The sequence below is a fragment of the Flagellimonas sp. genome (assembly GCF_965215805.1).
In the GTDB taxonomy this organism is placed as follows: domain Bacteria; phylum Bacteroidota; class Bacteroidia; order Flavobacteriales; family Flavobacteriaceae; genus Flagellimonas.
On sequence record NZ_OZ244124.1, the window covers coordinates 3,151,852 to 3,175,931 of the forward strand.

At 41.2% G+C, this 24,080-nt stretch carries 25 protein-coding genes; 13 read left to right on the forward strand and 12 right to left on the reverse strand.

Going from position 1 to position 24,080, the window contains the following annotated elements; translation table 11 throughout:
- Positions 1-10 precede the first annotated feature (10 nt).
- The 6 genes from ACOOE0_RS13885 to ACOOE0_RS13910 form a co-directional block, all read right to left on the reverse strand.
- Positions 11-469: a DUF6146 family protein gene (locus tag ACOOE0_RS13885; RefSeq protein WP_420399503.1), complete on the reverse strand. Its 459-nt coding sequence runs from the start codon at positions 467-469 to the stop codon at positions 11-13.
- A gap of 67 nt (positions 470-536) precedes the next feature.
- Positions 537-1,178, reverse strand: a complete 642-nt coding sequence (locus ACOOE0_RS13890; RefSeq protein ID WP_420399504.1) for a DUF937 domain-containing protein — start codon at positions 1,176-1,178, stop codon at positions 537-539.
- A gap of 72 nt (positions 1,179-1,250) precedes the next feature.
- The gene (locus ACOOE0_RS13895) at positions 1,251-2,204 is read right to left on the reverse strand and encodes a D-2-hydroxyacid dehydrogenase (RefSeq protein WP_420399505.1); all 954 of its coding nucleotides are present in this window, start codon (positions 2,202-2,204) and stop codon (positions 1,251-1,253) included.
- 26 nt (positions 2,205-2,230) lie between these two features.
- Positions 2,231-2,527 (reverse strand): four helix bundle protein, encoded by a 297-nt coding sequence (locus tag ACOOE0_RS13900; protein ID WP_420399506.1) that lies wholly within the window; start codon positions 2,525-2,527, stop codon positions 2,231-2,233.
- 82 nt (positions 2,528-2,609) lie between these two features.
- Complete coding sequence (gene serC, locus ACOOE0_RS13905; protein ID WP_420399507.1) at positions 2,610-3,674, reverse strand: 3-phosphoserine/phosphohydroxythreonine transaminase; 1,065 nt, start codon at positions 3,672-3,674, stop codon at positions 2,610-2,612.
- A gap of 82 nt (positions 3,675-3,756) precedes the next feature.
- Entirely contained in the window at positions 3,757-4,803 is a 1,047-nt protein-coding gene (locus tag ACOOE0_RS13910; protein ID WP_420399508.1) for an acyl-CoA reductase, read from the reverse strand.
- Positions 4,804-4,890: 87 nt separating this feature from the next.
- Here ACOOE0_RS13910 and ACOOE0_RS13915 point away from each other — a divergent pair, with 87 nt between their 5' ends.
- Complete coding sequence (locus ACOOE0_RS13915; RefSeq protein WP_420399509.1) at positions 4,891-5,244, forward strand: 4Fe-4S dicluster domain-containing protein; 354 nt, start codon at positions 4,891-4,893, stop codon at positions 5,242-5,244.
- A 1-nt stretch (position 5,245) separates the two neighbouring features.
- On the opposite strand, the gene speB is transcribed toward ACOOE0_RS13915, so the two are convergent.
- On the reverse strand, positions 5,246-6,022 hold the full coding sequence (gene speB / locus ACOOE0_RS13920; protein WP_420399510.1) for an agmatinase: 777 nt from the start codon (positions 6,020-6,022) through the stop codon (positions 5,246-5,248).
- Between the two features lie 79 nt (positions 6,023-6,101).
- Between speB and ACOOE0_RS13925 the strand changes: the two genes are divergently transcribed.
- The 6 genes from ACOOE0_RS13925 (at position 6,102) to ACOOE0_RS13950 (ending at position 13,869) form a co-directional block, all read left to right on the forward strand.
- Positions 6,102-6,230 carry a hypothetical protein gene (locus ACOOE0_RS13925; protein ID WP_420399511.1) on the forward strand — a complete coding sequence of 43 codons (129 nt, stop codon included), beginning with the start codon at positions 6,102-6,104 and terminating at the stop codon, positions 6,228-6,230.
- A 132-nt stretch (positions 6,231-6,362) separates the two neighbouring features.
- The gene (ychF, locus tag ACOOE0_RS13930; RefSeq protein ID WP_420399512.1) at positions 6,363-7,457 is read left to right on the forward strand and encodes a redox-regulated ATPase YchF; all 1,095 of its coding nucleotides are present in this window, start codon (positions 6,363-6,365) and stop codon (positions 7,455-7,457) included.
- A 221-nt stretch (positions 7,458-7,678) separates the two neighbouring features.
- Entirely contained in the window at positions 7,679-8,134 is a 456-nt protein-coding gene (locus tag ACOOE0_RS13935; protein ID WP_420399513.1) for a hypothetical protein, read from the forward strand.
- 202 nt (positions 8,135-8,336) lie between these two features.
- Positions 8,337-10,196: a DNA topoisomerase IV subunit B gene (locus tag ACOOE0_RS13940; protein WP_420399514.1), complete on the forward strand. Its 1,860-nt coding sequence runs from the start codon at positions 8,337-8,339 to the stop codon at positions 10,194-10,196.
- Between the two features lie 24 nt (positions 10,197-10,220).
- Positions 10,221-12,848, forward strand: coding sequence for a DNA gyrase/topoisomerase IV subunit A (locus ACOOE0_RS13945; RefSeq protein WP_420399515.1), 2,628 nt, complete (start codon positions 10,221-10,223; stop codon positions 12,846-12,848).
- A gap of 64 nt (positions 12,849-12,912) precedes the next feature.
- The gene (locus tag ACOOE0_RS13950) at positions 12,913-13,869 is read left to right on the forward strand and encodes a sterol desaturase family protein (RefSeq protein WP_420399516.1); all 957 of its coding nucleotides are present in this window, start codon (positions 12,913-12,915) and stop codon (positions 13,867-13,869) included.
- A gap of 6 nt (positions 13,870-13,875) precedes the next feature.
- Here the strand turns inward: ACOOE0_RS13950 and ACOOE0_RS13955 are convergent, their stop codons facing one another.
- Genes ACOOE0_RS13955 through ACOOE0_RS13965 form a run of 3 tightly spaced genes read right to left on the reverse strand, consistent with a single transcriptional unit; the run spans position 13,876 to position 15,494 of the window.
- Positions 13,876-14,691 (reverse strand): TerC family protein, encoded by an 816-nt coding sequence (locus ACOOE0_RS13955; RefSeq protein WP_420399517.1) that lies wholly within the window; start codon positions 14,689-14,691, stop codon positions 13,876-13,878.
- 2 nt (positions 14,692-14,693) lie between these two features.
- Positions 14,694-15,071 carry a DNA topoisomerase IV gene (locus ACOOE0_RS13960; RefSeq protein WP_420399518.1) on the reverse strand — a complete coding sequence of 126 codons (378 nt, stop codon included), beginning with the start codon at positions 15,069-15,071 and terminating at the stop codon, positions 14,694-14,696.
- Between the two features lie 39 nt (positions 15,072-15,110).
- Positions 15,111-15,494: a helix-turn-helix domain-containing protein gene (locus ACOOE0_RS13965; RefSeq protein ID WP_420402230.1), complete on the reverse strand. Its 384-nt coding sequence runs from the start codon at positions 15,492-15,494 to the stop codon at positions 15,111-15,113.
- Between the two features lie 280 nt (positions 15,495-15,774).
- On the opposite strand from ACOOE0_RS13965, the gene ACOOE0_RS13970 reads away from it, so the two are divergent.
- The 3 genes from ACOOE0_RS13970 (at position 15,775) to ACOOE0_RS13980 (ending at position 18,003) form a co-directional block, all read left to right on the forward strand.
- On the forward strand, positions 15,775-16,881 hold the full coding sequence (locus ACOOE0_RS13970) for a M14 family metallopeptidase (RefSeq protein ID WP_420399519.1): 1,107 nt from the start codon (positions 15,775-15,777) through the stop codon (positions 16,879-16,881).
- A 101-nt stretch (positions 16,882-16,982) separates the two neighbouring features.
- On the forward strand, positions 16,983-17,462 hold the full coding sequence (locus tag ACOOE0_RS13975) for an Lrp/AsnC family transcriptional regulator (RefSeq protein ID WP_073176813.1): 480 nt from the start codon (positions 16,983-16,985) through the stop codon (positions 17,460-17,462).
- A gap of 19 nt (positions 17,463-17,481) precedes the next feature.
- The gene (locus ACOOE0_RS13980; protein WP_420399520.1) at positions 17,482-18,003 is read left to right on the forward strand and encodes a DinB family protein; all 522 of its coding nucleotides are present in this window, start codon (positions 17,482-17,484) and stop codon (positions 18,001-18,003) included.
- A 13-nt stretch (positions 18,004-18,016) separates the two neighbouring features.
- Here the strand turns inward: ACOOE0_RS13980 and ACOOE0_RS13985 are convergent, their stop codons facing one another.
- Together ACOOE0_RS13985 and aroB are read right to left on the reverse strand one after the other, a co-directional pair.
- The gene (locus ACOOE0_RS13985) at positions 18,017-18,352 is read right to left on the reverse strand and encodes a hypothetical protein (protein WP_420399521.1); all 336 of its coding nucleotides are present in this window, start codon (positions 18,350-18,352) and stop codon (positions 18,017-18,019) included.
- Between the two features lie 93 nt (positions 18,353-18,445).
- On the reverse strand, positions 18,446-19,510 hold the full coding sequence (gene aroB, locus ACOOE0_RS13990; RefSeq protein ID WP_420399522.1) for a 3-dehydroquinate synthase: 1,065 nt from the start codon (positions 19,508-19,510) through the stop codon (positions 18,446-18,448).
- 92 nt (positions 19,511-19,602) lie between these two features.
- Here aroB and ACOOE0_RS13995 point away from each other — a divergent pair, with 92 nt between their 5' ends.
- The 3 genes from ACOOE0_RS13995 (at position 19,603) to ACOOE0_RS14005 (ending at position 23,896) form a co-directional block, all read left to right on the forward strand.
- On the forward strand, positions 19,603-20,775 hold the full coding sequence (locus tag ACOOE0_RS13995; RefSeq protein WP_420399523.1) for a proline dehydrogenase family protein: 1,173 nt from the start codon (positions 19,603-19,605) through the stop codon (positions 20,773-20,775).
- Positions 20,776-21,105: 330 nt separating this feature from the next.
- A complete protein-coding gene (locus ACOOE0_RS14000; RefSeq protein WP_420399524.1) occupies positions 21,106-22,680 on the forward strand; it encodes a hypothetical protein in 1,575 nt (524 codons plus the stop codon).
- Positions 22,681-22,714: 34 nt separating this feature from the next.
- A complete protein-coding gene (locus ACOOE0_RS14005; protein ID WP_420399525.1) occupies positions 22,715-23,896 on the forward strand; it encodes a hypothetical protein in 1,182 nt (393 codons plus the stop codon).
- Positions 23,897-24,080 lie beyond the last annotated feature (184 nt).

Sequence of the window (24,080 nt, forward strand, 5' to 3'; positions counted from 1 at the left end):
AAATAACATTTTATATCCTTGGAAGGAAGGGGCCCAATCGCTGATTGTATTTGCGTTGGAAATAAATAAAATAGTTGTAGAGCTTGTAGTTTACATCGTACCCATAGTCAATATTCGGGTCATAATCAATCTGAAGCTGATACAGATTGGGATTGAATCTTTGGGGCTGAAGTACCCGTTGATTCCAATTGATGACCAACAATTGATTTCGGTTTTCCAGGAAGTGTTGGGAATAATAACCTTCTGGTCTGGCTATGCTTTGCAGCCATTGATAAAAACCGGGTTCAATGATAATGATTTCGTACTCTGTTTCTTCATCCTTAATTTCAACCTGTGCATCATCTTCCGAGGTAAAAACCGCTTTTTCCTCTTCAGATATGGCTACCGTTTCTTTTTGGGCCGTACAGGAAAGAATCAATCCTAGCATCATTATAGCCCCAAATACCTTTTGTAAAATGTTCTTTTTCATAATATTAAGGTACGAAAAAGCCATTTGAAATTTCAAATGGCCTTGTTAAATAACGTTAATTCTTGGATTATTTCCCGAAGAGCCCTCCCAAGAGCCCTCCAAGTCCACTTTTCTTTTGATTGCCGCCACTAAGTACCATTCCGGCCAAATCGTCAATAACGCTACCATCGCCATCCGAATCCAGGAAGGTCTCAATAAGGGATTGTTGTTTGTTGGCAGAGCTTCCTCCACCCATAAGACCTCCCAAAAGGCCACCAAGGGCATCAGGTCTGCTTACGTTTTGCTGACGGGTCTGTTTGCCCAAAAATCCTAATAGAATGGGCGCTGCTATTTTCAAAATTTGAGCTATGGAACCGGCATCCATCCCCGACTTGCTGCTCAAAGCACTTTCCACCTGAGGTTGCTTTGCTCCGAAGATATGTCCCAATATCCCTGCTCCATCATTCATTACACTTTGGTCCACACCGCCGCCGAAGAGTCCACCAAGATCATCCAAAATACTTCCATCGTGCTTTGATGAAAGCGCGTTCATCAATCCTTCTGCACCACTTTGGGTAGAGACATTTCTTTTCATGGCACCCATAAGTAAAGGCATGGCCATACTGAGCACATCTGCGGTCTTGTTTTCTGGCTGACCTGTTTGCCCAGCTACTCCGCTAATTAATTGTTTGCCCATTGGGCTGTTTAATAAATCTAATAATCCTGACATTCCTTTAGTGTTTAGTTAAGACCCACAATGTACAAAATTGAAGGTATCGAATCTGGGTTTGATTAAAAAAACTTAGCCCAGTAAGCTAACCACCTGATTGGCCAGTTCCAAACCTATCCGGTCTTGGGCGGCCTTGGTGGATGCCCCAATATGGGGTGTCAAGGAAATTTTGGGATGCATCAGGATTTTGATTTCGGGAGTGGGCTCGGATTCGAAGACGTCCAAACCGGCAAATGACAGTTTTTCTTTTTCCAGGGCATCAATCAGCGCAACTTCATCCAAAACGCCACCACGAGCCGCATTTACAACTCCGGCACCGGTCTTCATCATTTCGAACTCTTTTTTCCCCAGGATATATCCGTTTTGCGCTGGTACATGAATTGTAATGAAATCGGATGCTTGCAAAACTTCCTCGAAGGAATTTGCTTTCATGGAAAAGGTAAGGGACTGTCCATCAAAGAAAGAAACACTCAAGGTGCAGTCCTCCACATTATGGTCTGCATAGAGTACCTTCATTCCCATGGCAAGCCCAATACGGGCGGTAGCTTGACCAATTCGTCCAAAACCAATGATGCCCAAGGTCTTTCCCCTAAGTTCCATTCCATTGGTGTAGCTCTTTTTCAATTGCTTGAATTTGCTATCTCCTTCCAAGGGCATGTTTCTATTGGAATCGTGTAAAAATCTGGCCCCACTGAACAAATGGGCAAAAACAAGTTCGGCTACAGAGGCTGAGGACGCAGCTGGTGTATTGATCACATGGATTCCCTTCGATTTGGCATAAGGAATATCGATATTGTCCATTCCAACACCCCCACGGCCTACCAGTTCCAAATTGGGACAGGCATCAATCAAGGATTTGTCCACCTGGGTAGCACTTCGCACCAATAGCGCCTGTACTTGTTTGTCGTTGATGTAGTTGGATAACTGTTCCTGTGCCACTTTGGTTGTTAGGACTTTAAAGCCTTCTTTTTCCAGGAGTTCTATTCCGGACTGGGAAAGTCCGTCATTTGCTAGTATCACCTTCATAAATTAAAAGTGTTGAATTTTTAATGCTAAGTTTTGAATTGCTGTTGACTTGTTTTGACAATCTTGGTCAGAATTTTTATGATTTGATCAATTTCTTCGAGATAATCTGAAAAATCTATAAGTACCAATTTACTCTCATTTAACAATCTGAGCCAATACCTTGTTTCTCTTGCTTCCTTGGAAGCAATTGCCATTTTATGTATGAAATCTTTTTTACTTTGTCCTGCACCCGCCTCAGCCACATTGGCTCCGATACTTGTTGCAGATCTTAGTATTTGGTCGGCAAAAACAAACTCCTTTGCATTCCTGAGTTCCTTAACCAATTTAATAATGGACAATGCAAATTTGCTACTCCTCTCCTCAATCAATACTTAACACTTAACATTGTTCCGCTTAAAACCAAAATCATCCTCTTTTTTCCAAATCACTCATAATATCCACCAAAACACCAACACTTTCCAAGGGCATAGCGTTGTACATGGATGCACGATATCCGCCTACGGAACGGTGGCCGTTTATACCGCTTATTCCAGCTTCCAGACATTTTTGATCAAAGATTTCCTTTAGGGTCTCATCGGTGATGTTGAAAGTTGCGTTCATAATGGAACGATCCTCCTTGGCCGCAAATCCAGAGAAAACGGGATTCAATTCTATTTCCGAATAAATTAGATTGGCCTTACGCTCATTGATTTCCTCAATGGCAGCAATTCCTCCCAAATCTTTTAACCATTGCAGGGTGAGCATGGAAACATAAACCGCAAAAACTGGGGGAGTATTGAACATACTATCCTTACTGGCATGCACGGAATAGTCCAACATAGAAGGGATTTTTCGGGATACCTTGCCCAAAACATCTTCCTTAACAACGACCAAGGTAGTACCGGCCGGCCCCATGTTTTTTTGTGCCCCGGCATAGATCAAATCAAATTTGGAGAAATCCATTTGTCGGGAGAAAATATCCGAACTCATATCGCAAACCAATGGTACATCAGTTTTGGGAAACTCCTTGATCTGGGTACCGAAAATGGTATTGTTTGAAGTCAAATGTAAATAATCCAAGTCTTTTGGAACCTTGTAACCCTTTGGGATGTAATTGAAGTTTTGATCTTGGGAAGAGGCGACTTCCACAATTTCACCCATCAAGCGAGCTTCCTTGATGGCTTTTAAGCTCCAAGTCCCTGTATTGATGTACCCCGCTTTTTTATCCAGAAGATTATATGCGGACATTAAAAATTGGGTGCTGGCCCCGCCTTGCAAAAAAAGCGCTTGATAACCTTTGCCTTCCAACCCCAACAATTCCAAAGCCAGGGAGCGGGCCTTTTCCATAATGGCCACAAATTCTTTACTCCTATGGGAAATTTCGATGAGGGATAACCCAATGCCATCCAATTCCACAACGGCTTCTGCCGCTTTCTGCATTACTTCCTGTGGCAAAATACATGGGCCTGCGCTAAAATTGTGCTTTTTCATTTGATAGAGGTTAGTTGCAATCCGATTAATTAAGCGTCAAAGGTCTTAAAAAAACTTGGATCTAAAAATCGGATGGTCTTATCTAGAGCTGCTGTAAAAAATCCAAGGTGTCAATCCCATCGGCATAATCTTTAAGACCTGGTTTTTGGGTTTCCCCAAAACCTATCTCGGAAGCCAAAAAACCTTTGGATACCACACATTGGATGTCCTCCTTCCGATCTTCAAGAAAGCTCTTGATTGCATCCAGGGAATCATAATGCTCATAAAATAAAGAAGCGATGGGAGAAGCAAAACCCTCATCTTCCTTCAAAACCAAGAACCCGTTGTCCAGTATTTTGAACTCACTCATTAAATACACCGCTTTGTTGTAGTCGTAATTGTTGGCATATTTATGTTGATGGATGATGTCCTTATATTCAAATAAGGAGTTGAAAAGGAGTTCAAAACTGTAATCTTTTGGCACATAGATTTTGGAGACATTCCGGCAACCTAAACCATAGTACCTAAAAATGTCCTCACCAAGTGCTATCAATTCTTCTTTAGTTTCCTTTCCCGTAAGAACGGCAACAGCATTCCGATTTTTTCTAATGATGTTGGGCTTTTTCCCAAAGTAGTATTCAAAATAACGACTTGTATTGTTGCTGCCCGTGGCGATTACAGCATCAAAATGGTTAAACTTACCATCAACGAACTGGATGGAGTCCTTAAGGGAACCTTCAAACCCAACCAACTGTTCGGCAAGATAGGGCAGGAGCGCGGTATCATTGGAAGATAATTTTGCCTGAACCTTATTTCCTGACAGTAGTACGCAAATAAAATCGTGAAAACCAACCAAGGGAATGTTTCCGGCCATAACAATCCCGACAACTTTGGCATTTTTTCCTTTTTCAAATGCATATTGAGACAACCAAGTGGCCATATTTTCCTCCGTCAACAAATGGGCCCAGTGTCCAAGGCTGTAAAGCATGTTTTCTTGGGTAAACCAACCATTTTGTTGTTCAGCCTTTGCCAATACTTCTTTAAAATCCGCGTTAGCAATATTGGCTCCAGAATTGTGGGATTCACAAAAATCCTGGATAAAACCTCCAAGTTTAACAAAAGCTTGCACTATTGGGTTATGGGCCGTCATTATATTTGTACACTAAATTGGTAGGGTTTATTTTTGCGCAAAAGTACGCATGCTGAAATAAACTCAGCATATTGGAAAAAGAAAATTATGGCGATTATTATAACAGACGAATGTATCAACTGCGGGGCTTGTGAGCCGGAATGCCCAAACACCGCAATTTATGAGGGTGCTGATGAATGGCGCTATAGTGACGGTACTTCGTTGATTGGCGATGTTGTGTTGCCAGACGGAAAGGCTGTAAATGCTGATGAAGTGCAAGAACCTATCAGCGACGAAATCTATTATATAGCTCCTGATAAATGTACCGAGTGCATGGGCTTTCATGAGGAACCCCAATGTGCCGCTGTGTGTCCAGTAGACTGCTGTGTGCCCGATGAGGATCGGGTAGAGTCCGAAGATGTACTTTTGGGCAAGCAGAAATTTATGCACCCGGACGGATAGGCTACATCATTTTAGCCACAATTTCCCTAAAAAGTTTAGCACAGACCATTGCGGTCATATCATTTACATCCCTGGTAGGATTGTACTCGACAATATCCGCACCCACCAACGGCACTTGGATATCCTGAATCAATTGTATGACCTGACGCGTGCTCAACCCTCCTGGCTCATGGTGCGATACCCCTGGTGCAAATGCTGGATCCAGCGCATCCATGTCCACTGAAAGGTATAGCGGGTTTGTAAATTGGGGCATCATAAAGGAGGCAAAATCCTTCATTTCATTGATTTTGACCCCAAACCGTTGGGCATGCTGTCGTTGTTCCTCATTTAAGGTTCGAATCCCTACTTGTACCAAGTTTTCTGTCAAACCATTTTCCATGATATTGTAGAACGGACAAGCATGGGAATACTTATCCCCTTCAAAACTGGAATACAGATCGCCATGCGCATCAATATGCAGTATATCCAGCTTTCCATAGACAGAATGAAATGCCTTAATCAGTGGAAAAGTAATGGAGTGATCCCCGCCAAAGGTGAGCAAGGGTGTTCCTTTTTTTAGATTTTTGACGGTTGTGTTTTCAATATCGAAATAGGAATCAATTTCAAAATCGCCTTTGTCATCAAACATTTCAGGAGCGATTTTTTTGCCATCTTCAGCATAATAATTGGCGGAATGACTGTGGTAAGCCTTACGGATCAATGGTGGGGCCAATGCGGGGCCCTTTAGAAAAGAGGACTTTGCATCAAACAATATTCCTTGTAGTGTAATCTGTGCCATGGACTAAAGGTAGTAACATTGAATGGCTTTTATCAAAAGCATTTCTTGCTATTTTTGCAGGACTAAAACAGAAGCAACAATGCAGCAAAAGGAAAAGGATTATAATGGTTTTTGGAAACAATTGGGTTGTATTCTTTCTGTAATTGTCATTCTTGGAATACTTACCGTAATGGGGCTTGGTATCTATCTTTTTGTAAATGGCTTCTAATCCATGCAGGATTGCTTTCTTTCCAAAACTTCAGACTATATTTGCACGCTTAAATCAATTGACAATTTGCAATGAACAATTAGCAATTGTCATTTGTCTTAAATCTAACGTCTAAAATCTAATTTCTACCTGATGAAAGCCGGAATTGTAGGATTGCCCAACGTAGGAAAATCAACCTTGTTCAATTGCCTGTCCAATGCCAAGGCCCAGAGTGCCAATTTCCCTTTTTGTACCATTGAACCCAATATAGGAGTAGTCAATGTACCTGATCCTCGTCTGGAGAAATTAGAGGATATGGTGAATCCTGAAAAAGTGATTCCTGCTACTGTGGAAATTGTGGATATTGCTGGATTGGTAAAAGGAGCCAGTAAAGGTGAGGGTCTGGGCAACCAATTCTTGGGCAACATCAGGGAAACCGATGCCATCTTGCACGTGCTTAGATGTTTTGACAACGACAACATTGTCCACGTGGATGGTTCCGTGGATCCCATTCGGGATAAGGAGACCATTGATATGGAACTACAGCTTCGGGATTTGGAAAGTGTGGAAAAGAAATTGGATAAGGTAAAGCGTGCTGCCAAGACTGGGAACAAAGATGCCCAGAAAGAAGCGGAGGTGTTAAACAAGATAAAAGAAGCTTTGGAGGCCGGCACCTCGGTAAGGGCCATTTCCATTTCTGAAGATGATCATTGGGATTATGTAAAACCTTTGCAACTGATCACGGACAAACCCGTAATGTATGTATGCAATGTGGACGAAGGTGCAGCGGTGGACGGGAATGACTATGTGAAAAAAGTAAAGGAAGCCGTGGCCAATGAAAATGCCGAAGTAATTTTCCTGGCCGTTGGCACCGAAGCTGACATTACCGAACTGGAAACCTATGAGGAGCGCCAGATGTTCTTGGAAGATTTGGGACTCTCAGAACCTGGTTCAGCAAAACTCATACGAGGAGCCTACCGATTGCTTGATCTAGAAACATACTTCACCGCGGGGCAAAAAGAGGTACGTGCCTGGACTATCCCAGTAGGTGCTACCGCACCGCAAGCTGCTGGGGTAATCCATACCGATTTTGAAAAGGGCTTTATTCGCGCCGAGGTCATTTCCTATGCCGATTACGTACAACACGGTAGCGAAGCCAAAGTAAAAGAGGCGGGCCGTATGCGTGTAGAAGGCAAGGAGTATGTGGTACAGGACGGAGACGTGATGCATTTTAGGTTCAATGTTTAAGGTTAAGTTTTAAATGTTGAATGCTAAATGTTCTGTTTGAAGTTCATTCAACATTAAGAATTTACAATTCAAAATTGCACTTGCTTCAACATCTAGCATCCAACAGCTATCCATCAATCCCAACGGGCCATCCATCAACTCAAAAGCCCAATCCATCCATTAGCCCATAATTCCTATCTGTAGAATCCCCATTTTAGTATAACAAGCTAAAAATGAATTAAATGAGGGGTTTTTTCAGCAATTTGTTCAAGGGGAAACAAACTGTATCCCTTGAGGAGGCCTGCCAAAAAAATCAGGAATACCTTTCAAAAGCAAAAACCGCCGAAGAGGAAGAAATCTTGGAGTGGCAAGCTTCCAATGCCTTAACAAGCGGAGAATTTGAAGAAGCCGTACAGCGCTATTTGGAATTGGCCATCAAATTTCCATGGAACAAAGGACTTTACCTGAGCCAAGTGGGCGCTGGGTACTATTTTCTAACGGAATTTGACAAAGCTATAGCCTATTATTTGGAAGCTAAACAAGTTGGGATGGACGCAGCCCTGATAGACGATAACGTTTGGGAAACCTGTGAAACCCAATATAACAACACATATAACAAAATGGATATTAAAAAATACCTGGAGTATTTCCCAGAAGGAAACCATGTGCAAAAAGCCCATAAATTGTTGAATGGATAAAACTGTAGGTTAAGAATGAAGCTTTGGTGCAAATTCGTGTCCAACTGTTGTGGCCAACTCATCTAACCCCGCCTGCAGGTGTACAGGTTTATGCTAAACCCCAATAAAATTCCCTATCAACATCCCTTGTTGATTACTTTCTAGCCGCTGCCCTAGTATTTTTGTGCCTAAATTTTATATTAGCAAGGATTAACCCTAGTTTATGGCACAGACCCAGTATACAGAGGATAACATTCGTTCACTGGATTGGAAGGAGCATATCCGTATGCGTCCCGGAATGTATATTGGTAAACTTGGTGACGGCTCCTCAGCCGATGATGGTATCTACATTCTCCTTAAGGAGGTGATAGACAACTGTATTGACGAATTTGTCATGGGAGCAGGGAAGACCATTGAAATCAACATCAAGGAAAACACCGTTCATGTTCGGGACTACGGTCGTGGAATTCCCTTGGGCAAGGTAGTGGATGTGGTTTCCAAAATGAACACTGGGGGAAAATACGACACCCGTGCCTTTAAAAAATCCGTGGGATTGAACGGGGTAGGAACCAAGGCGGTAAATGCTTTGTCCGCTTCCTTCAAGGTTGAATCCACCAGGGACGGAAAATCCAAGACAGCCGAATTTGAAACCGGAAACCTCATTAACGAGGAAATGCTGGAGGAAACCTCTAGAAGAAGGGGAACCAAAGTTAGCTTTGTTCCCGATGAATCCATTTTCAAAAATTATAAATATCGCAATGAGTATGTGGAACGCATGCTCAAGAATTACGTTTATCTAAATCCTGGCCTCACCATTGTCTTTAACGGGGAAAAATTCCATTCGGAAAATGGGCTTAAGGATTTACTGGAGGACAATAATAATCAAGAGGATTTCTTATATCCCATCATTCACCTGAAAGGGAATGACATAGAAGTGGCCATTACCCACAGCAAGACACAGTACAGTGAGGAGTATCACTCCTTTGTCAACGGGCAGCACACTACCCAGGGAGGTACCCATCAGGCGGCGTTTAGGGAAGCCATTGTAAAGACTGTCAGGGATTACTACGGCAAAAATTATGATGCTTCGGATATTCGTAAGTCGATTATCTCGGCAGTGTCCATAAAAGTGATGGAGCCGGTTTTTGAGAGTCAGACCAAGACCAAATTGGGTTCTACCGATATGGGCGGGAACCTACCCACGGTCCGCACCTATGTGAACGATTTTATAGGAAAGTACCTGGATAACTACCTGCACAAAAATCAAGAAACGGCTGATGCCCTGCAGCGAAAAATTGTGCAAGCCGAAAAGGAACGCAAGGAACTCTCAGGGATTCGTAAACTGGCCAGGGAACGAGCCAAAAAGGCTAGTCTTCACAACAAAAAACTACGCGATTGCCGTGTGCATCTCCAGGATATGAAAAAGGATCGTAGGTTGGAGACCACCCTCTTCATTACGGAGGGGGATTCGGCCTCAGGTTCCATTACCAAATCCAGGGACGTAAATACCCAAGCGGTTTTTAGTCTTAGAGGAAAGCCATTGAATTCCTATGGCATGTCCAAAAAGATTGTGTATGAGAATGAGGAATTCAACCTTTTACAGGCAGCGTTGAATATTGAGGAGTCCATGGAGGACTTGAGATACAATAATATTGTAATCGCTACGGATGCCGATGTGGATGGGATGCACATTCGATTGCTCTTGATTACCTTCTTTCTGCAATTTTTCCCAGAACTGATCAAGGAAGGGCATCTATACATTTTGCAAACTCCCTTGTTCCGGGTTCGAAATAAAAAGGAAACCATCTATTGCTATAGCGAGGAAGAAAAACGAAATGCCATTGAAAAGCTAACTGGCAAACCTGAAATTACACGATTTAAGGGGTTGGGTGAGATTTCTCCAGATGAGTTCAAACATTTTATAGGGGATGATATCCGATTGGAGCCCGTAATGCTGGACAAGGCCATGAGCATAGATACGTTGCTGAAATTCTATATGGGAAAGAATACACCAGATCGCCAGGAATTCATCATCAACAATCTTAAAGTAGAACTTGACTTAATAGAAGAAAACCAACTATAAACCAATTAAATGACCTCCTTCTAAATGGAAGAGAATGAAGCACTGAATGATGAAGGTTTAGAAAGCCAGGAAAAGCCCCAAGACAGTCTTACCCGCGTAACCGGCATGTACAAGGACTGGTTCTTGGATTATGCCTCCTATGTAATCTTGGAACGTGCGGTTCCGGCCATTGAGGATGGCTTTAAGCCCGTACAGCGTAGGATTATGCACTCTCTTAAGGAATTGGACGATGGTCGCTATAACAAAGTGGCCAATGTGGTGGGGCATACTATGCAATATCACCCTCATGGGGATGCCAGTATTGCGGATGCCATGGTGCAGATAGGTCAAAAAGACCTACTTATTGATACCCAAGGGAATTGGGGAAACATTCTTACGGGCGATAGTGCGGCGGCATCGAGATATATAGAAGCCCGCCTTTCCAAATTTGCGTTGGACGTAGTGTACAGTCCAAAGATTACAGAATGGCAGTTGTCCTATGATGGACGAAAAAAGGAACCTGTCAACCTACCTGTCAAATTCCCTTTGTTATTGGCTCAAGGAGCCGAAGGGATTGCAGTTGGCTTATCAACCAAAATCCTTCCGCATAACTTTAATGAACTTATTGATGCGTCCATCAAACATTTGAGAGGACAGCGATTTAAACTTTTCCCTGATTTTCCCACAGCAGGAATCATTGATGTGACGAACTACAATGAGGGAATGCGAGGAGGAAAAGTAAGGGTAAGGGCTAAGATTTCGACCTTGGACAAGAATACCTTAGTGATCAATGAAATACCCTATGGCACCAACACATCTTCTTTAATTGATTCCATCCTTAAAGCCAACGATAAGGGGAAAATCAAGATTAAAAAGATTGAGGATAACACTGCGGCGGATGTGGAAATTTTGGTGCATCTGCCTAGCGGCCTTTCGCCTGACAAGACTATTGATGCACTCTACGCCTTTACGGCCTGTGAATCATCTATTTCGCCCTTGGGATGCATCATTGAGGATAACAAGCCCTTGTTCATCGGTGTTAAGGAAATGCTGGAGCGCTCTACGGATTATACGGTGGAGCTGCTTAAAGCAGAACTTGAAATCCAATTGGGTGAGTTGGAGGAACAGTGGCACTTTGCTTCCTTGGAACGGATTTTTATTGAAAACAGAATCTATCGAGACATTGAGGAAGAGGAAACATGGGAAGGCGTGATTGCTGCCATTGACAAAGGTTTGAAACCTCATACCAAAAATCTGAAAAGAGCTGTAACCGAAGAGGATATTGTTCGCTTGACCGAAATCCGAATTAAGCGAATTTCCAAGTTTGATTTGGAGAAAGCACAACAGCTTATTGAGAGCTTGGATGAACGTATTGCCCAAACTAAGCACCATTTGGAGCATTTGGTGGATTACGCCATTGATTACTTCAAAGAGCTAAAGAAAAAATATGGCAAAGGCCGTGAGCGAAAATCGGAAATCAAGATTTTTGATGACATTGAGGCGGCAAAGGTGGTTATCAGGAACACCAAGCTATATGTGAATAGAGAAGAAGGTTTCATTGGCACTTCCCTTAGAAAAGATGAATATGTAACCGACTGTAGCGATATTGATGACATCATCGTTTTTACCAAAAAAGGGGAAATGATGGTCACCAAGGTGGATTCCAAGACTTTTGTTGACAAAGGAATTATACATGTTGCGGTATTTAAGAAAAAGGACAAACGCACCACCTACAACATGATCTACAAGGATGGTAGAGGTGGGCCCAGCTACATCAAAAGATTTAACGTTACAGGAGTTACCCGAGACAAAATGTATCAACTGGCAGGGGACAAAGCTTCTGCCGAGGTATTGTATTTCTCTGCAAACCCCAACGGGGAGGCCGAAATTATTACGGTTTTGCTGCGCCAATCAGGCAGCATCAAGAAGCTGAAATGGGATTTGGATTTTGCCGATTTGCTGATAAAAGGAAGGGCATCCAAGGGGAATTTGGTTACCAAGTACCCTGTGAAGCGCATTGAACTTAAAGAAAAAGGCGTATCCACCTTAAAACCCAGAAAGATTTGGTTCGATGATATTGTGAACCGTCTCAATGTAGACGGACGCGGGGAGCTTTTAGGGGAATTTAAAGGCGATGACCTGCTTTTGATCATTGACCAAAAGGGAAAGGTAAAGACCATTCCACCCGATTTGCTAACGCGTTTCAATGATGATATGATCGTACTGGAAAAATGGAATCCCAACAAGCCCATTTCCGTAGTACATTATGAAGGAGAAAAAGAGCGTTATTACATCAAGAGGTTCCTCATAGAAAATTCGTCCAGGGAAGAACTGGTTATTTCAGAACATCCCAAATCTGTTTTGGAATTGGTATCTACAGATTGGAGACCAGTGATTGAGCTGGAGTTTGTAAAGCCAAGGGGCAAGGATGCCAAACCTAACCAACAAGTGGATATCGAAAGTTTCATTTCGGTCAAGGGAATAAAAGCCACTGGCAACCAATTGACCACGGAAAAAGTGAAAAATATCAATGCTCTGGAGCCACTTCCATTTGAAGAGCCCAAGGATCCAACTCCTGAGGAAATAGAGGTGGTGGATGAAGAGTCAATTGGTTTTTCAAATGATGAGAAAAAGGATAATGATGAAAGTTCTGAGCAAACTACTTTGTTTTAATGGGTTATTCTACCTATTTTGTGACCTTGTACACGCAGCTAACCCCACAGTTTAATACCCCCTTATGGATTTCACCAACCCCTTAGTATACGGAGTACCCGTATTTATTGTTTTTATTTTGGCAGAGCTGGCGTACAGTAAAGCACATGGAGATCATGAGCTATATAATTGGAAAGATCTGGCTGCCAGTGGGTTCATGGGTGTTGGGTCCGCGATTTTGGGGCCTCTTTTCAAGGTGGCGTTCGCCATTGTTCTTTTTGAGGGTGTTTATGAACTCTGCAATCCCGAGGTAAATGGTGTTCGACAGAACTTTTTGGGATACCAGTCTTTTGGTTATGCCTGGTATGTTTGGTTGTTGTGTCAGTTGGCAGATGATTTTACCTATTATTGGTTCCACAGGGCAAACCATGAAATTCGCTTTCTTTGGGCAGCGCATATCGTCCATCATTCTTCGGATAACTACAATTTGGGAACTGCGGTGCGCAATGGATGGTTCACCATCGTTTACAAACCTCTATTTTATATGTGGATGCCGGCCATTGGATTTCCTCCGGAAATGGTAGTGGTTTGCTTGGGTATAGAGGCGCTATGGCAGTTTCAATTGCATTCGGTTTATGTTCCGAAACTCGGATTTTTGGAAAAAATCTTCAATACGCACACCATGCATCAGGTGCATCATGCACAAAACGTGGAATATCTAGATAAAAACCATGGGGGATTCCTAAATATATTTGACAAACTATTTGGAACTTGGAAAGCCTTGGACGACGATATTGATGTTAAATACGGCGTGATTCATTCTCCAGACTCCTATAACCCCGTAGTGATTTTGACTCATGAGTATAAGGATATCTGGAATGATGTAAAGAAATCCAAAAAATTATCCCACAAGTTGATGTACATCTTTGGCCCTCCTGGATGGAGCCATGACGGCAGCACGCTTACCGTTAAACAGCAGCAGGCGAAGTTCAAGGAGTACAAAAGACTCAACCCAAAGTTGGCGTACCAAAGACCCAACTAAAGCACCTTATTGCTCTACAGCCTCCTTATTGTTTTTAGTCTTGTTTTTCTTCATCCGAAGATCAAAGAACTCTACCATTAGTGAAAATGCTATGGCGAAGTATAAGTAACCTTTTGGAATAGCCCCAACCTCATTGTCAAAAACAATCAAATGCGATAAGTGGGCCGCTTCGGCAATTAGCATAAAACCGATTAGGATAAGAAAGGACAATCCCAATACCTGAACTGAAGGGTGTCTGTTCACAAACTCACCAACAGGATTGGCGAACAGCATCATAATCACGACCGAAATCACTACCGCGGTAACCATTAAAACCAAGGCATCCGTTGGGTTGGGAGAAATACCGTTGGTCATCCCAATGGCCGTAAGAATGGAATCAAATGAAAAAACAATATTGATTACTGTGATTTGAACAATGGCATTGGTCAAGGAAGAGGAACGCGATTTTTTCACTTCCCTCTCATCATGTCCACGATCTTCGATTTTCTCATGAATTTCCTTGGTGCTTTTATAGAGCAAGAAGAGTCCTCCAAAAAACAAGATGAGTGCCTGCCAACTAATCCCACCGGTAATCCATGATTCGTCCAAGACCCAAAACGGTTTTTTCATATTGGTCAACCAGGTAATTCCAAACAACAATAAAATTCGCATTCCCATCGCCAGGACCAGTCCAATATTAGTGGCTTTGCGACGATCTTTTTGCTCCAGTTTGCCAGCCGCTATGGAAATGAAGATGATGTTGTCAATCCCCAATATTATTTCCAAAAAGGTCAAGGTTAGCAATGCCATCCAGGCATCTGGACTCGTAAAAATTTCAAACATGGTTAGTGTATTTTATGGGCGGTACCCTTAAATTTTCGTTTATCGCCAATGGCGTTGTATTCAAATGTATAAGAAGAATCTGAAGTTGTCAATATTTTTATGTGAATAGATTTTTCCTCGGCTTTGCTTTTCGGATTCAGGTTTCTAAGGACATATTCGCAATCATTGATCCACCTTACGGATGACGAATCTTGTTTTCCTTCAAAATTATCCACCTCCAGGTCACCCTTTCTAAGGAAAGTGGTGGTTTTGTTTTCACCATTTATTTCCGTGGTGAATGAAAAACGTCCGTCCTTAAAGTTCGTGCAATTACGCTCAGGAGGTTGCTGGCACGATAGTATCAGGGAAAGTACAAGAAGGGGTAACAGTTTTTGAAACATGCATGCAAAGTAAATGCAAAGAACTGAATGCGCCTGAACCTATCCGTTTTTTTTTGCGTCAAAAGATTCAAAGGTGCCATCGGCATAAAAAACCACCATACGCACAGGATCGGAATTTGTGTTCCCCGAGGTTTTTGCTGGCGTCTCATTGCCAATCTCAGATGTAACTTGGGCAGGGGAGGTTTCCTTTTCTGACGGAGCCGGAAATTTCCCCTTTCCAATCAAGAGCCAATACAAGTTGACTTCCGGATAGGTCTTTACCACCTTCATCACAAAATCCAAGCTGGGTTTATTTCTTCCGCTCAGGATATGGGAAATACTGGAGCGTTGTACTCCAATGGAATCTGCAAAGGAAGAAACCGTTAGTCCAAAATGATCAATTACCGATTTAATCCGGATGGCAATCTCGTTGTTCACAAAAATAAATTTCTATGGCTAAATTAATAATACGATTGGCTAAAGTCAACATAAAACAAGTGGAAGAGTTGTTCTTCATATAAACTTTAGATTTATGTAAATATATGTAAACTACTGTTAATAAGTAATATATGGATATTAATAAATAAAATTGATTTTTGTGGTTACAATTGTGCCTCTCAGAAGAGGCAACTGATTACAAGAGTGAACAAATGGTTACAAAAACGTATACAATTGTAAATTATGTTTGGATTACTTTTGTAAACTTAATTTAGGATTGCTGTACATGATTCACTTTGAAAGGTATAAGGAAAAGTCTGTGGAGGGACGTTATGTTACTCTTGATTCCCTACAAAAAACATGGCTCAACACCCTGGATTCTTCTTTGGTTGAAACCATTGGCAGCTCGGCTTTAGGAAATGCTATTTTTTCCATAACTCTTGGGAGGGGTCCAAAAAAAGTGCTCGTGTGGTCCCAGATGCACGGGAATGAATCCACCACAACAAAAGCAGTATTGGATTTGATCAACTGCCTAATTGCTGAAGATGATCTCAGTCAATCGATTTTGGAAAACTGTACCCTTTGCATAGTCCCTATTCTCAATCCGGATGGCGCAAACGCCTACACCCGGGTAAATGCCAATGAAGTGGATCTTAATCGAGATGCCAAAGATAGAACGCAGCCTGAGAGTGTTGTTCTGCGTGAACTATTTGAACGGTTTCAACCTGATTTCTGCTTTAACCTACACGACCAACGTACCCTTTTTAGTGCAGGTAACACGGATAAACCCGCAACGGTTTCGTTTCTGTCTCCATCCAACAATCCAGAACGAACCGTTGATCAAACCAGGACTATAGCTATGCAGCTTATTGTTGCAATGAATCGCATGCTGCAGAATCAAATTCCAGGGCAGGTGGGAAGGTATGATGACGGGTTTAATGAGAACTGCATAGGAGACACTTTTCAGATGTTAGGTGTACCCACCATTTTGTTCGAGGCCGGTCATTTTCAAGAAGACTACCAGCGAGAGGAGACCAGAAAATATATTTTTATGGCTCTGTTGGAAGTTCTAGGGGTTATTTCAAAAAATCGGATAGCTGAATTTCAGCATCAAGAATATTTCGATATTCCTGAAAATGAAAAACTCTTTTTTGATATCCTTGTTCATAATGCGCATCTAATCAATGAATCCTTGCCGGTAAATCACCAAGTGGGTATCCGATTTGTGGAGACTTTGAAAAACGGGGCCATTGACTTTGTCCCTGAAGTGGCAGAGGTAGGGGAGTTGGACGCTAGTTTTGGTCATAGCACTTTGGATTGTTCCATTTCGGGCCAGATAGAACAAATAGAGCGTAAGAATCTTCTTCCGTTAATACGGAATATCAAGAGTTAATCTTGGTATTATCAGGTATTTGTTACATTTTGTTTAAAAAAAATGCCTTTTTTTTAAATATAATTTCTTAATTAACTAATTTTGATCAAAATATTCACACTATGAGCAAAGTTAAGTTAGACGAAATCGACCACCAGATACTGGATATGTTAATTGACAATACCCGTACACCTTTTACGGATATTGCCAAAAAGCTACTGATCTCTGCTGGTACTGTTCATGTCAGGGTTAAAAAAATGGAAGAATCCGGAATCATCAAAGGATCTTCATTGACCTTGGATTACGTCAAATTAGGATATTCCTTTATCGCATACGTCGGAATTTTTCTGGAGAAAACACACCAAACAAAATTTGTTCTGGAACGTTTGAACCAGATTCCTTACGTTACTGTTGCTCATATCACCACGGGAAAATTCAATATTTTCTGTAAGATTCGGGCCAGGGATACCACACACGCCAAGAACATTATCTTCAAAATTGATGATATTGACGGTATCAGTCGAACAGAGACCATGATTTCCTTGGAAGAGAGCATCAACGACAAAAAGCGTTTGATGCATACCATCTTTAACGAGCTGTAAGCTTAAATACTTTTCGGATATGCTAAGTTCAGAACTTTCCCCGTCTGAATACAATCCTTTTTATCATACCTATATAAAGGCGTTGGGAGGAGAGGTAAAACTATTGGATCAGTTGGTGGATGGAAGGGATGTTTTTCTTTCCTTTCTCAAGGATATCCCTACAGTCAAACTTGGCTTTGCTTATGGTCCTGAAAAATGGACCTTGGCAGAAGTGTTAATGCATATTATAGATGCGGAAAGAGTTTTTCAATACCGTGCTCTGAGGTTTGCCAGAAACGACGCTACTCCCTTATCAGGATTTGACCAGGATATTTATGTTCCCGAATCCAATGCAACGAACAAGGCCAAAGAAGAAATTATGACGGAATACAAAGCTGTTCGGGATTCCACTATAGCACTTTTCCGTTCCTTTGATGACAAAGCGTTAATACGTATGGGGATGGCAAGCGGTTCAGCTATGAGCACTAGGGCCATGGGTTTTATCATTTGCGGGCACCAAGCCCACCACATGTCCGTGATACGCGAACGCTATTTGAACTAGTGAAAAGTAGTTTTTAGTATAGGCCTTCGTTTTCTTGTTCTTGATCAGGGTCTATTTCAGGATTTACGGATTCTTCACCTTCGCCAAGTACGGCCTCTGTCTTTTCCGTATTCCCAAGCTCTTTTTCCATGTTCTCCTCAAAGTTGGAAATGAAGTTGGAGAGACTTTTACTGATTTTCACCAAATAGATGGTGTCCTCCGTTTTTACTTCCACGGTTTCAATAATATCCCCGTTGGGTTTTTTAAGGGTAATGATATCTTCATCCCCATAACCGTAGGGATAAGAATCGATTAAAACCGCCGCCACTTTGCGATCTAGCTTTTTGTAATCTATTAATACACGTTTCATTATGGATAGGTTTATGGTTTCCTATCCTAAGCTATAAATTTTTAAAACTGACCGGGCCAAAGAGTTGTAAATGACAAGTTTTAGTATATGTACCTAAGATTCTTTGTAGTATGCAAAGGATTCTGCAAATAAATTTTCAGGAACCTTGATGTCGGTCACAGCTTTTCCAATACTATGAAGCAGTACAAAATTGATATCGCCATGCGAGTTTTTCTTATCGTATTTTAAAAGCTCAACAATAGCAGTTATGTCCTCTGGTTCAAATTCCACCTTCTCAAAATGTTTCAGAAAAGTTTCTTTGATTTCTTGAAGTGATAATCCGGATAGCCCTTTTAATTTATGGGATAGGTAGCCCTCCAGAATCATTCCCACAGCAATGGCTTCTCCGTGCAACAAACTCTTTTTGTTTGGATTTTCCAGAAAGTAGGATTCTATGGCATGCCCCAAGGTGTGTCCAAAATTCAGGATTTTCCTTATATTCTGTTCTGTTGGATCCTCTGTGACCACCTCATTCTTTATACTGATGGATTTTTGTATGGTGGCTGCATTCCCATAGTCTTTGGTTTCCCTAAGCGATTTCCAATAGGCTTCATCCTTGATTAAACCGTGTTTAAGCATTTCAGCAAATCCACTGGTTCGTTGCCGCTGATCAAGCGTGTGGAGAAATTCAGGAATGACAAGGACCATTTGCGGTTGGTTTATTACCCCAATTTGATTTTTGAGAACTCCCAAATCCACTCCGGTTTTACCACCCACGGAAGCATCTACCATGGAAAGAAGTGTAGTGGGGATGTTTATAAAATCGATTCCCCTTTTAAAAGTGGAAGCCACAAACCCACCTAGGTCAGTGAGTACACCTCCCCCAAGATTGATCAATAGACTTTTTCGATCAGCACCTTGGTCGGATAACCATTCCCATACAAGCATGCAGGTCTGGATGTGTTTGTTTTCCTCTCCGGATTCAATTTCAAAAATACCATCCACTGGAACCTCACCCCTCATTTTCTCCTCGAGCAGGGGAAGACAATATTTTTTGGTGTTTTCATCCACCAAAACAAAGATTTTGGAGTAGTTGCTTTTGGCAACATGTTGTCTCAGAGAGGCTTCCGCCAATTCTTCCAGATATACCTCGTAAGCGTGCGATTTAATGGAATCCATAAAATGTAATTGCACCGCTAAATAAAGACTAATTTTATAGATAATGATCCAAAGTGGCTACTTATATTTGAATCTTTAATAAATTCATAACAATGCAGCCAGATTTTGAGAATACTGCAATAGCGTTCCAAATGAAAACCGACTCCGAATTGGAACGTGCATATTTCCTTTTTAAACTGATAGCGAATGAACCTCTGGTAAGAATTGGAACTGCGGTTACCAATTTTGCCATAAAAGCGCATTTACCTATTGAAGGGTTGATACGTGCCACGGTATTTGACCATTTCTGCGGTGGAGTCAATGAGGAAGATTGTATCCCCATAATTGATAAAATGTTTGCCAATGGAGTAAGTTCCATTTTGGACTATTCTGTGGAAGGCAAGGAAGTTGAAGATCAATTCGATTTTGCGCTTCAAAAGACGTTGGAAGTATTGGACTTTGTGAAAGAAAAAGAGGCCATCCCCTTTGCTGTGTTCAAACCTACAGGATTTGGGAAGTTTGAGTTGTATGAAAAAGTAAGCGCAGGGGGAAATCTGGATAATCAGGAAACGCTAGCCTGGGAACGATTACTGAATCGTTATGAGCAAGTGTGCAGAAAAGCGCACGATTTGGACGTTAAGTTATTGATTGATGCCGAAGAGAGTTGGATGCAACAAGCTGCGGATGATATTGCTTTGGACATGATGCGGAAGTACAATAAGGAAAAGGCGGTTGTTTTTAATACGTTGCAGATGTATCGTTGGGATCGAATGGACTATTTGGAGCAACTGAACCAATTGGCAGAAGAGCAAGGATTCAAAATTGGATTAAAGGTTGTTCGCGGAGCGTACATGGAGAAGGAAAATGATCGCGCCAAAGAACTAGGCTATAAAAGTCCCATTTGCGTATCTAAAAAAGCCACGGACGAAAACTTTGATTGTGCCGTGTCCTTTATCATGAATCATCTGGATACCATTTCCATTTTTGCAGGCACCCATAACGAGGCAAGTTCTTTAAAGCTCTTGGAACAAATGGAGCAAAAAGGTCTTGAAAAAAACAATTCCAATGTTTGGTTTGGACAATTGTATGGGATGAGCGATCATATCTCGTTCAACTTATCGGAAGCAGGTTACAACGTGGCCAAATATGTACCCTATGGTCCGGTGAAAGATGTAATGCCCTATTTGATCCGAAGGGCAGAGGAGAATACTTCCGTGTCAGGGCAGACCACACGGGAATTGGCTCTGTTGCAAAAAGAAAAGCAGCGTAGGAAGTTGGACTTATAGTTCGTGTGGTTCTATTCAGTTTAAAGAATACATCTTTTAACTACTTCATTTGATAGGAGGATAACACTCTATTTGGGTCATCGTATCATTCATTCTTTTGTTTTCAGGTCATTTTTACCCTGTTTTTTAGTTCAATTTATAAATGGATAGGTGCATTTATAAATGGAAATGGATTTGAATTGTCTAATCCAGGATTCTCTTTCAATTTTACTCCACGTCAATTTTTTAAAAGGTAGAGCGCAAATTAGCGATTCATTGTTTTAATGCTAAGCTCTTCAAGAATAAAAATGATGGCGACAATTAATGTTAATCTCAAATATCAATTATCGTATGAAAAAAAGAACTAATTTATATCTCTTTTTAGGTATTGTGACAGCTTTATTGATAATAAGTTGTGAGACAGAAACTTTTGATTTGGATTCCATGGTGGAGGAAATTCAATTTACAGAACAAGGAATGATAAAGTCCAATTTCAATCATAGGAACTTTGGGGAGTATTCGGGTATACACTCAGAAAACATTATTATTTCTTGGAATGAGTATAAAACCATTAATATTGAGGACAGGATCTGGTATGAATATAATGTTGAAGAAATTATAAAACCAGAACTCGAAGCGGGTGAGATTACCGATATCACTTATAGTCTGCTAGTTACTATTGTCGATAAGTCCCCAGCTTATTGGTTGGTGCGAATGGATTCACATAATGGCGTGGCTTTTGATTCGTATTTTGAACTAGAGGAAGGCAATTTCACAGGTATGGTATATTTGTTTGATATTGAAGGTACTGTAGATATGGCTAGATTTTATCGCAAAGGAGAGGCATATCAAGGTGTTAAAGACATTGGAAATACTACGAATCTTCCTCAACCGGAAGTAGCCAGATGTGATGCCAAGGTTGTTGCGAGGTGCACGGTGCAAAATGGGTGTCCACCACCTCAGACAGGTACTGGTGGTTGCAAATACGGTGGCGGCCACTATGAATGGCAAATTTCATACAGCTATACTGACTGGTACTTGGATAGAAATGGCGACGGAGTTGGACAGGCCAATGAATATTATAATACAACTACCCAAGAGACAAGAACATATGTGTTTGTACCCTCTGGTACATCGCTACCCCCTTCCCAGAACAGCTGGGGATTTGCAGCCCTTGATGGCAGTGGGCAAGTAAGCTCTATACCAAAGCCTCGCGTGCAGCCCGAAAGGATAATCATTGCCCCAGACCTATTAGAAGGATATCCTTGTACTGAGGGCATAATTGGTAAGGCATTGTCTGCTGAACTCGATGTTTGGGGCACTATGAAGGATGCTTTTGGTAATGATGACAGCGATTTTGACATTACCTATAAACACAAAGTTTTGGAAGACGATCGTGAAGGTCGACTAACTTTAGGCGAGACACATGTTACACTAGCTAATAGCAGAATTAGTGATATGACCATTTATCTAAATACCACCTATTTAAATTTAGCAACTGACGTATCTATTTTTGCCACTGTCCTCCATGAAAATGTCCATGCCCTTATGCTTTATCAATTAGATCAGAAGGGAATCGTGTTTGATAACCCGGAGAATCTTGACATGGCTATTTTGGCGGATAAATGGTCGGCTGAAGTAGCCAAAATTCAAAATGGCCCAATGCCACCTAATGACCTGGCCTATGCTCAACATCGAATTATGGTGGGTGTGGTTGATGTTATGGCTGATTATATTCAAACTTTTGCTACCACTAGAAATTACGGTATAGATGAAATCCAAGCAGAAGCCTTGGCATGGACGGGTCTTTTTGATTCCATTGCATGGACCTTAATGGATCCTTTGGTAAAGGAATCGATTGAGAACTTGATTGAGTATGAAACAACAGGCTTTGGTCCACTTGCTATTGGAACAAAATGTGATTGATCATTGTAAATACATAATTATAAACGTATGTAACATGTGGAATAGAAGACTTTCAATGATTTTGATTTTCATGTTGGTCATTATGCGGGCCATTGGTCAAGATGATCAAAAATATGCTCGCCTCCTGAATACTAGCATAGCCGATTATAAGGATATGTTTACGGAGATGACTTATGTGGATTTAAATGTAAAGTTTGATATTCCCTATTTCAATTACCTCTATACTGGAAACGAAAAACTGTGGTTTTTGGGTTATCCCATAAACGACTTCGCATTGGGGGTGTCGGATGAAAACAATATCCTTTGGACCATGTTGGAATTTGGTGATAACGGGTCTAAAGTTTTGAGTGATGTATTGGAATATTTCGGAACTCCTGATAGGGTGTCAATAATGGAACGCGGTAAGCTTAAAAGACCTATTTCTTTGAATAGGAATGAGAGTATCGAATATTATTATAAACATGGTCAGGAAAATTGTATTGGTTTTACTTGGGATGCCACAACATATAGAGCCTATGGAATGTTTTTGGAATACCATGCAACGGGTACCGAATGTTATACAAAAAAAACTGGAATCCTCCGACTACACTATAAACTGTCGAATAATCAACATCGGAATTTTATGGTTCCTTTGACAGGATATTCAGAACATCCAGTCCAAAAAAAGCTAAGTGATGAAATCTATAATAAATTGGTCGCCTTTATTGTATCTCAGGACACTGCAATCTCTGTTTTGCATCAACGAAAGGTTAAGTCTTTAGTGAAAAAAGGCAAGATGACAAAGACCGATAGCATCAGATACTATAGGGCCATCAGAAATAAAAGGTTGGTGCTCATTAAAAAAAAGGCTAATTCCATAGCACGGGAATACCTTGCTAAGGATTTGAAGGGTCACAACTTTATAGAAAAACATCTTCATCTATCAGCGATGCAGACACAGGCTATAATCGAAAGATTACAAGTTGATGACAATCACAATCCTGCACTAATAAGTAAAAGGATTGATATATTTGAGAAGGTCCCTGAATGGCAAGGGTATTATCAAATCTCCTCTGCTGTACCTATTGATGAAGAAAATTATTTCATTTTTTATTACCGACATAATGGTCATTTCAGTTGGGAAAGTGTTGCGGTCACCTTTACTATTGCAGAAGGTAAATTCAAGGTCAAGAACAAAACAAAGTTGGATATGGTTACCCTTGATTACCCCAAATAATAGTAAATGGATGTGATAAAAATTGTTGGAATACCAGCAGACACCAATTACTTACTTTTTAAATTTTATGATCATTGTAATACTTTAGCAAACATTTACCCCATTTCATCCCGGTAATGATTCCTTAGGTTGATTATTGTCCCAAACATATTCTTAATAAATTGGAGTATGCATGTCTGTAAAC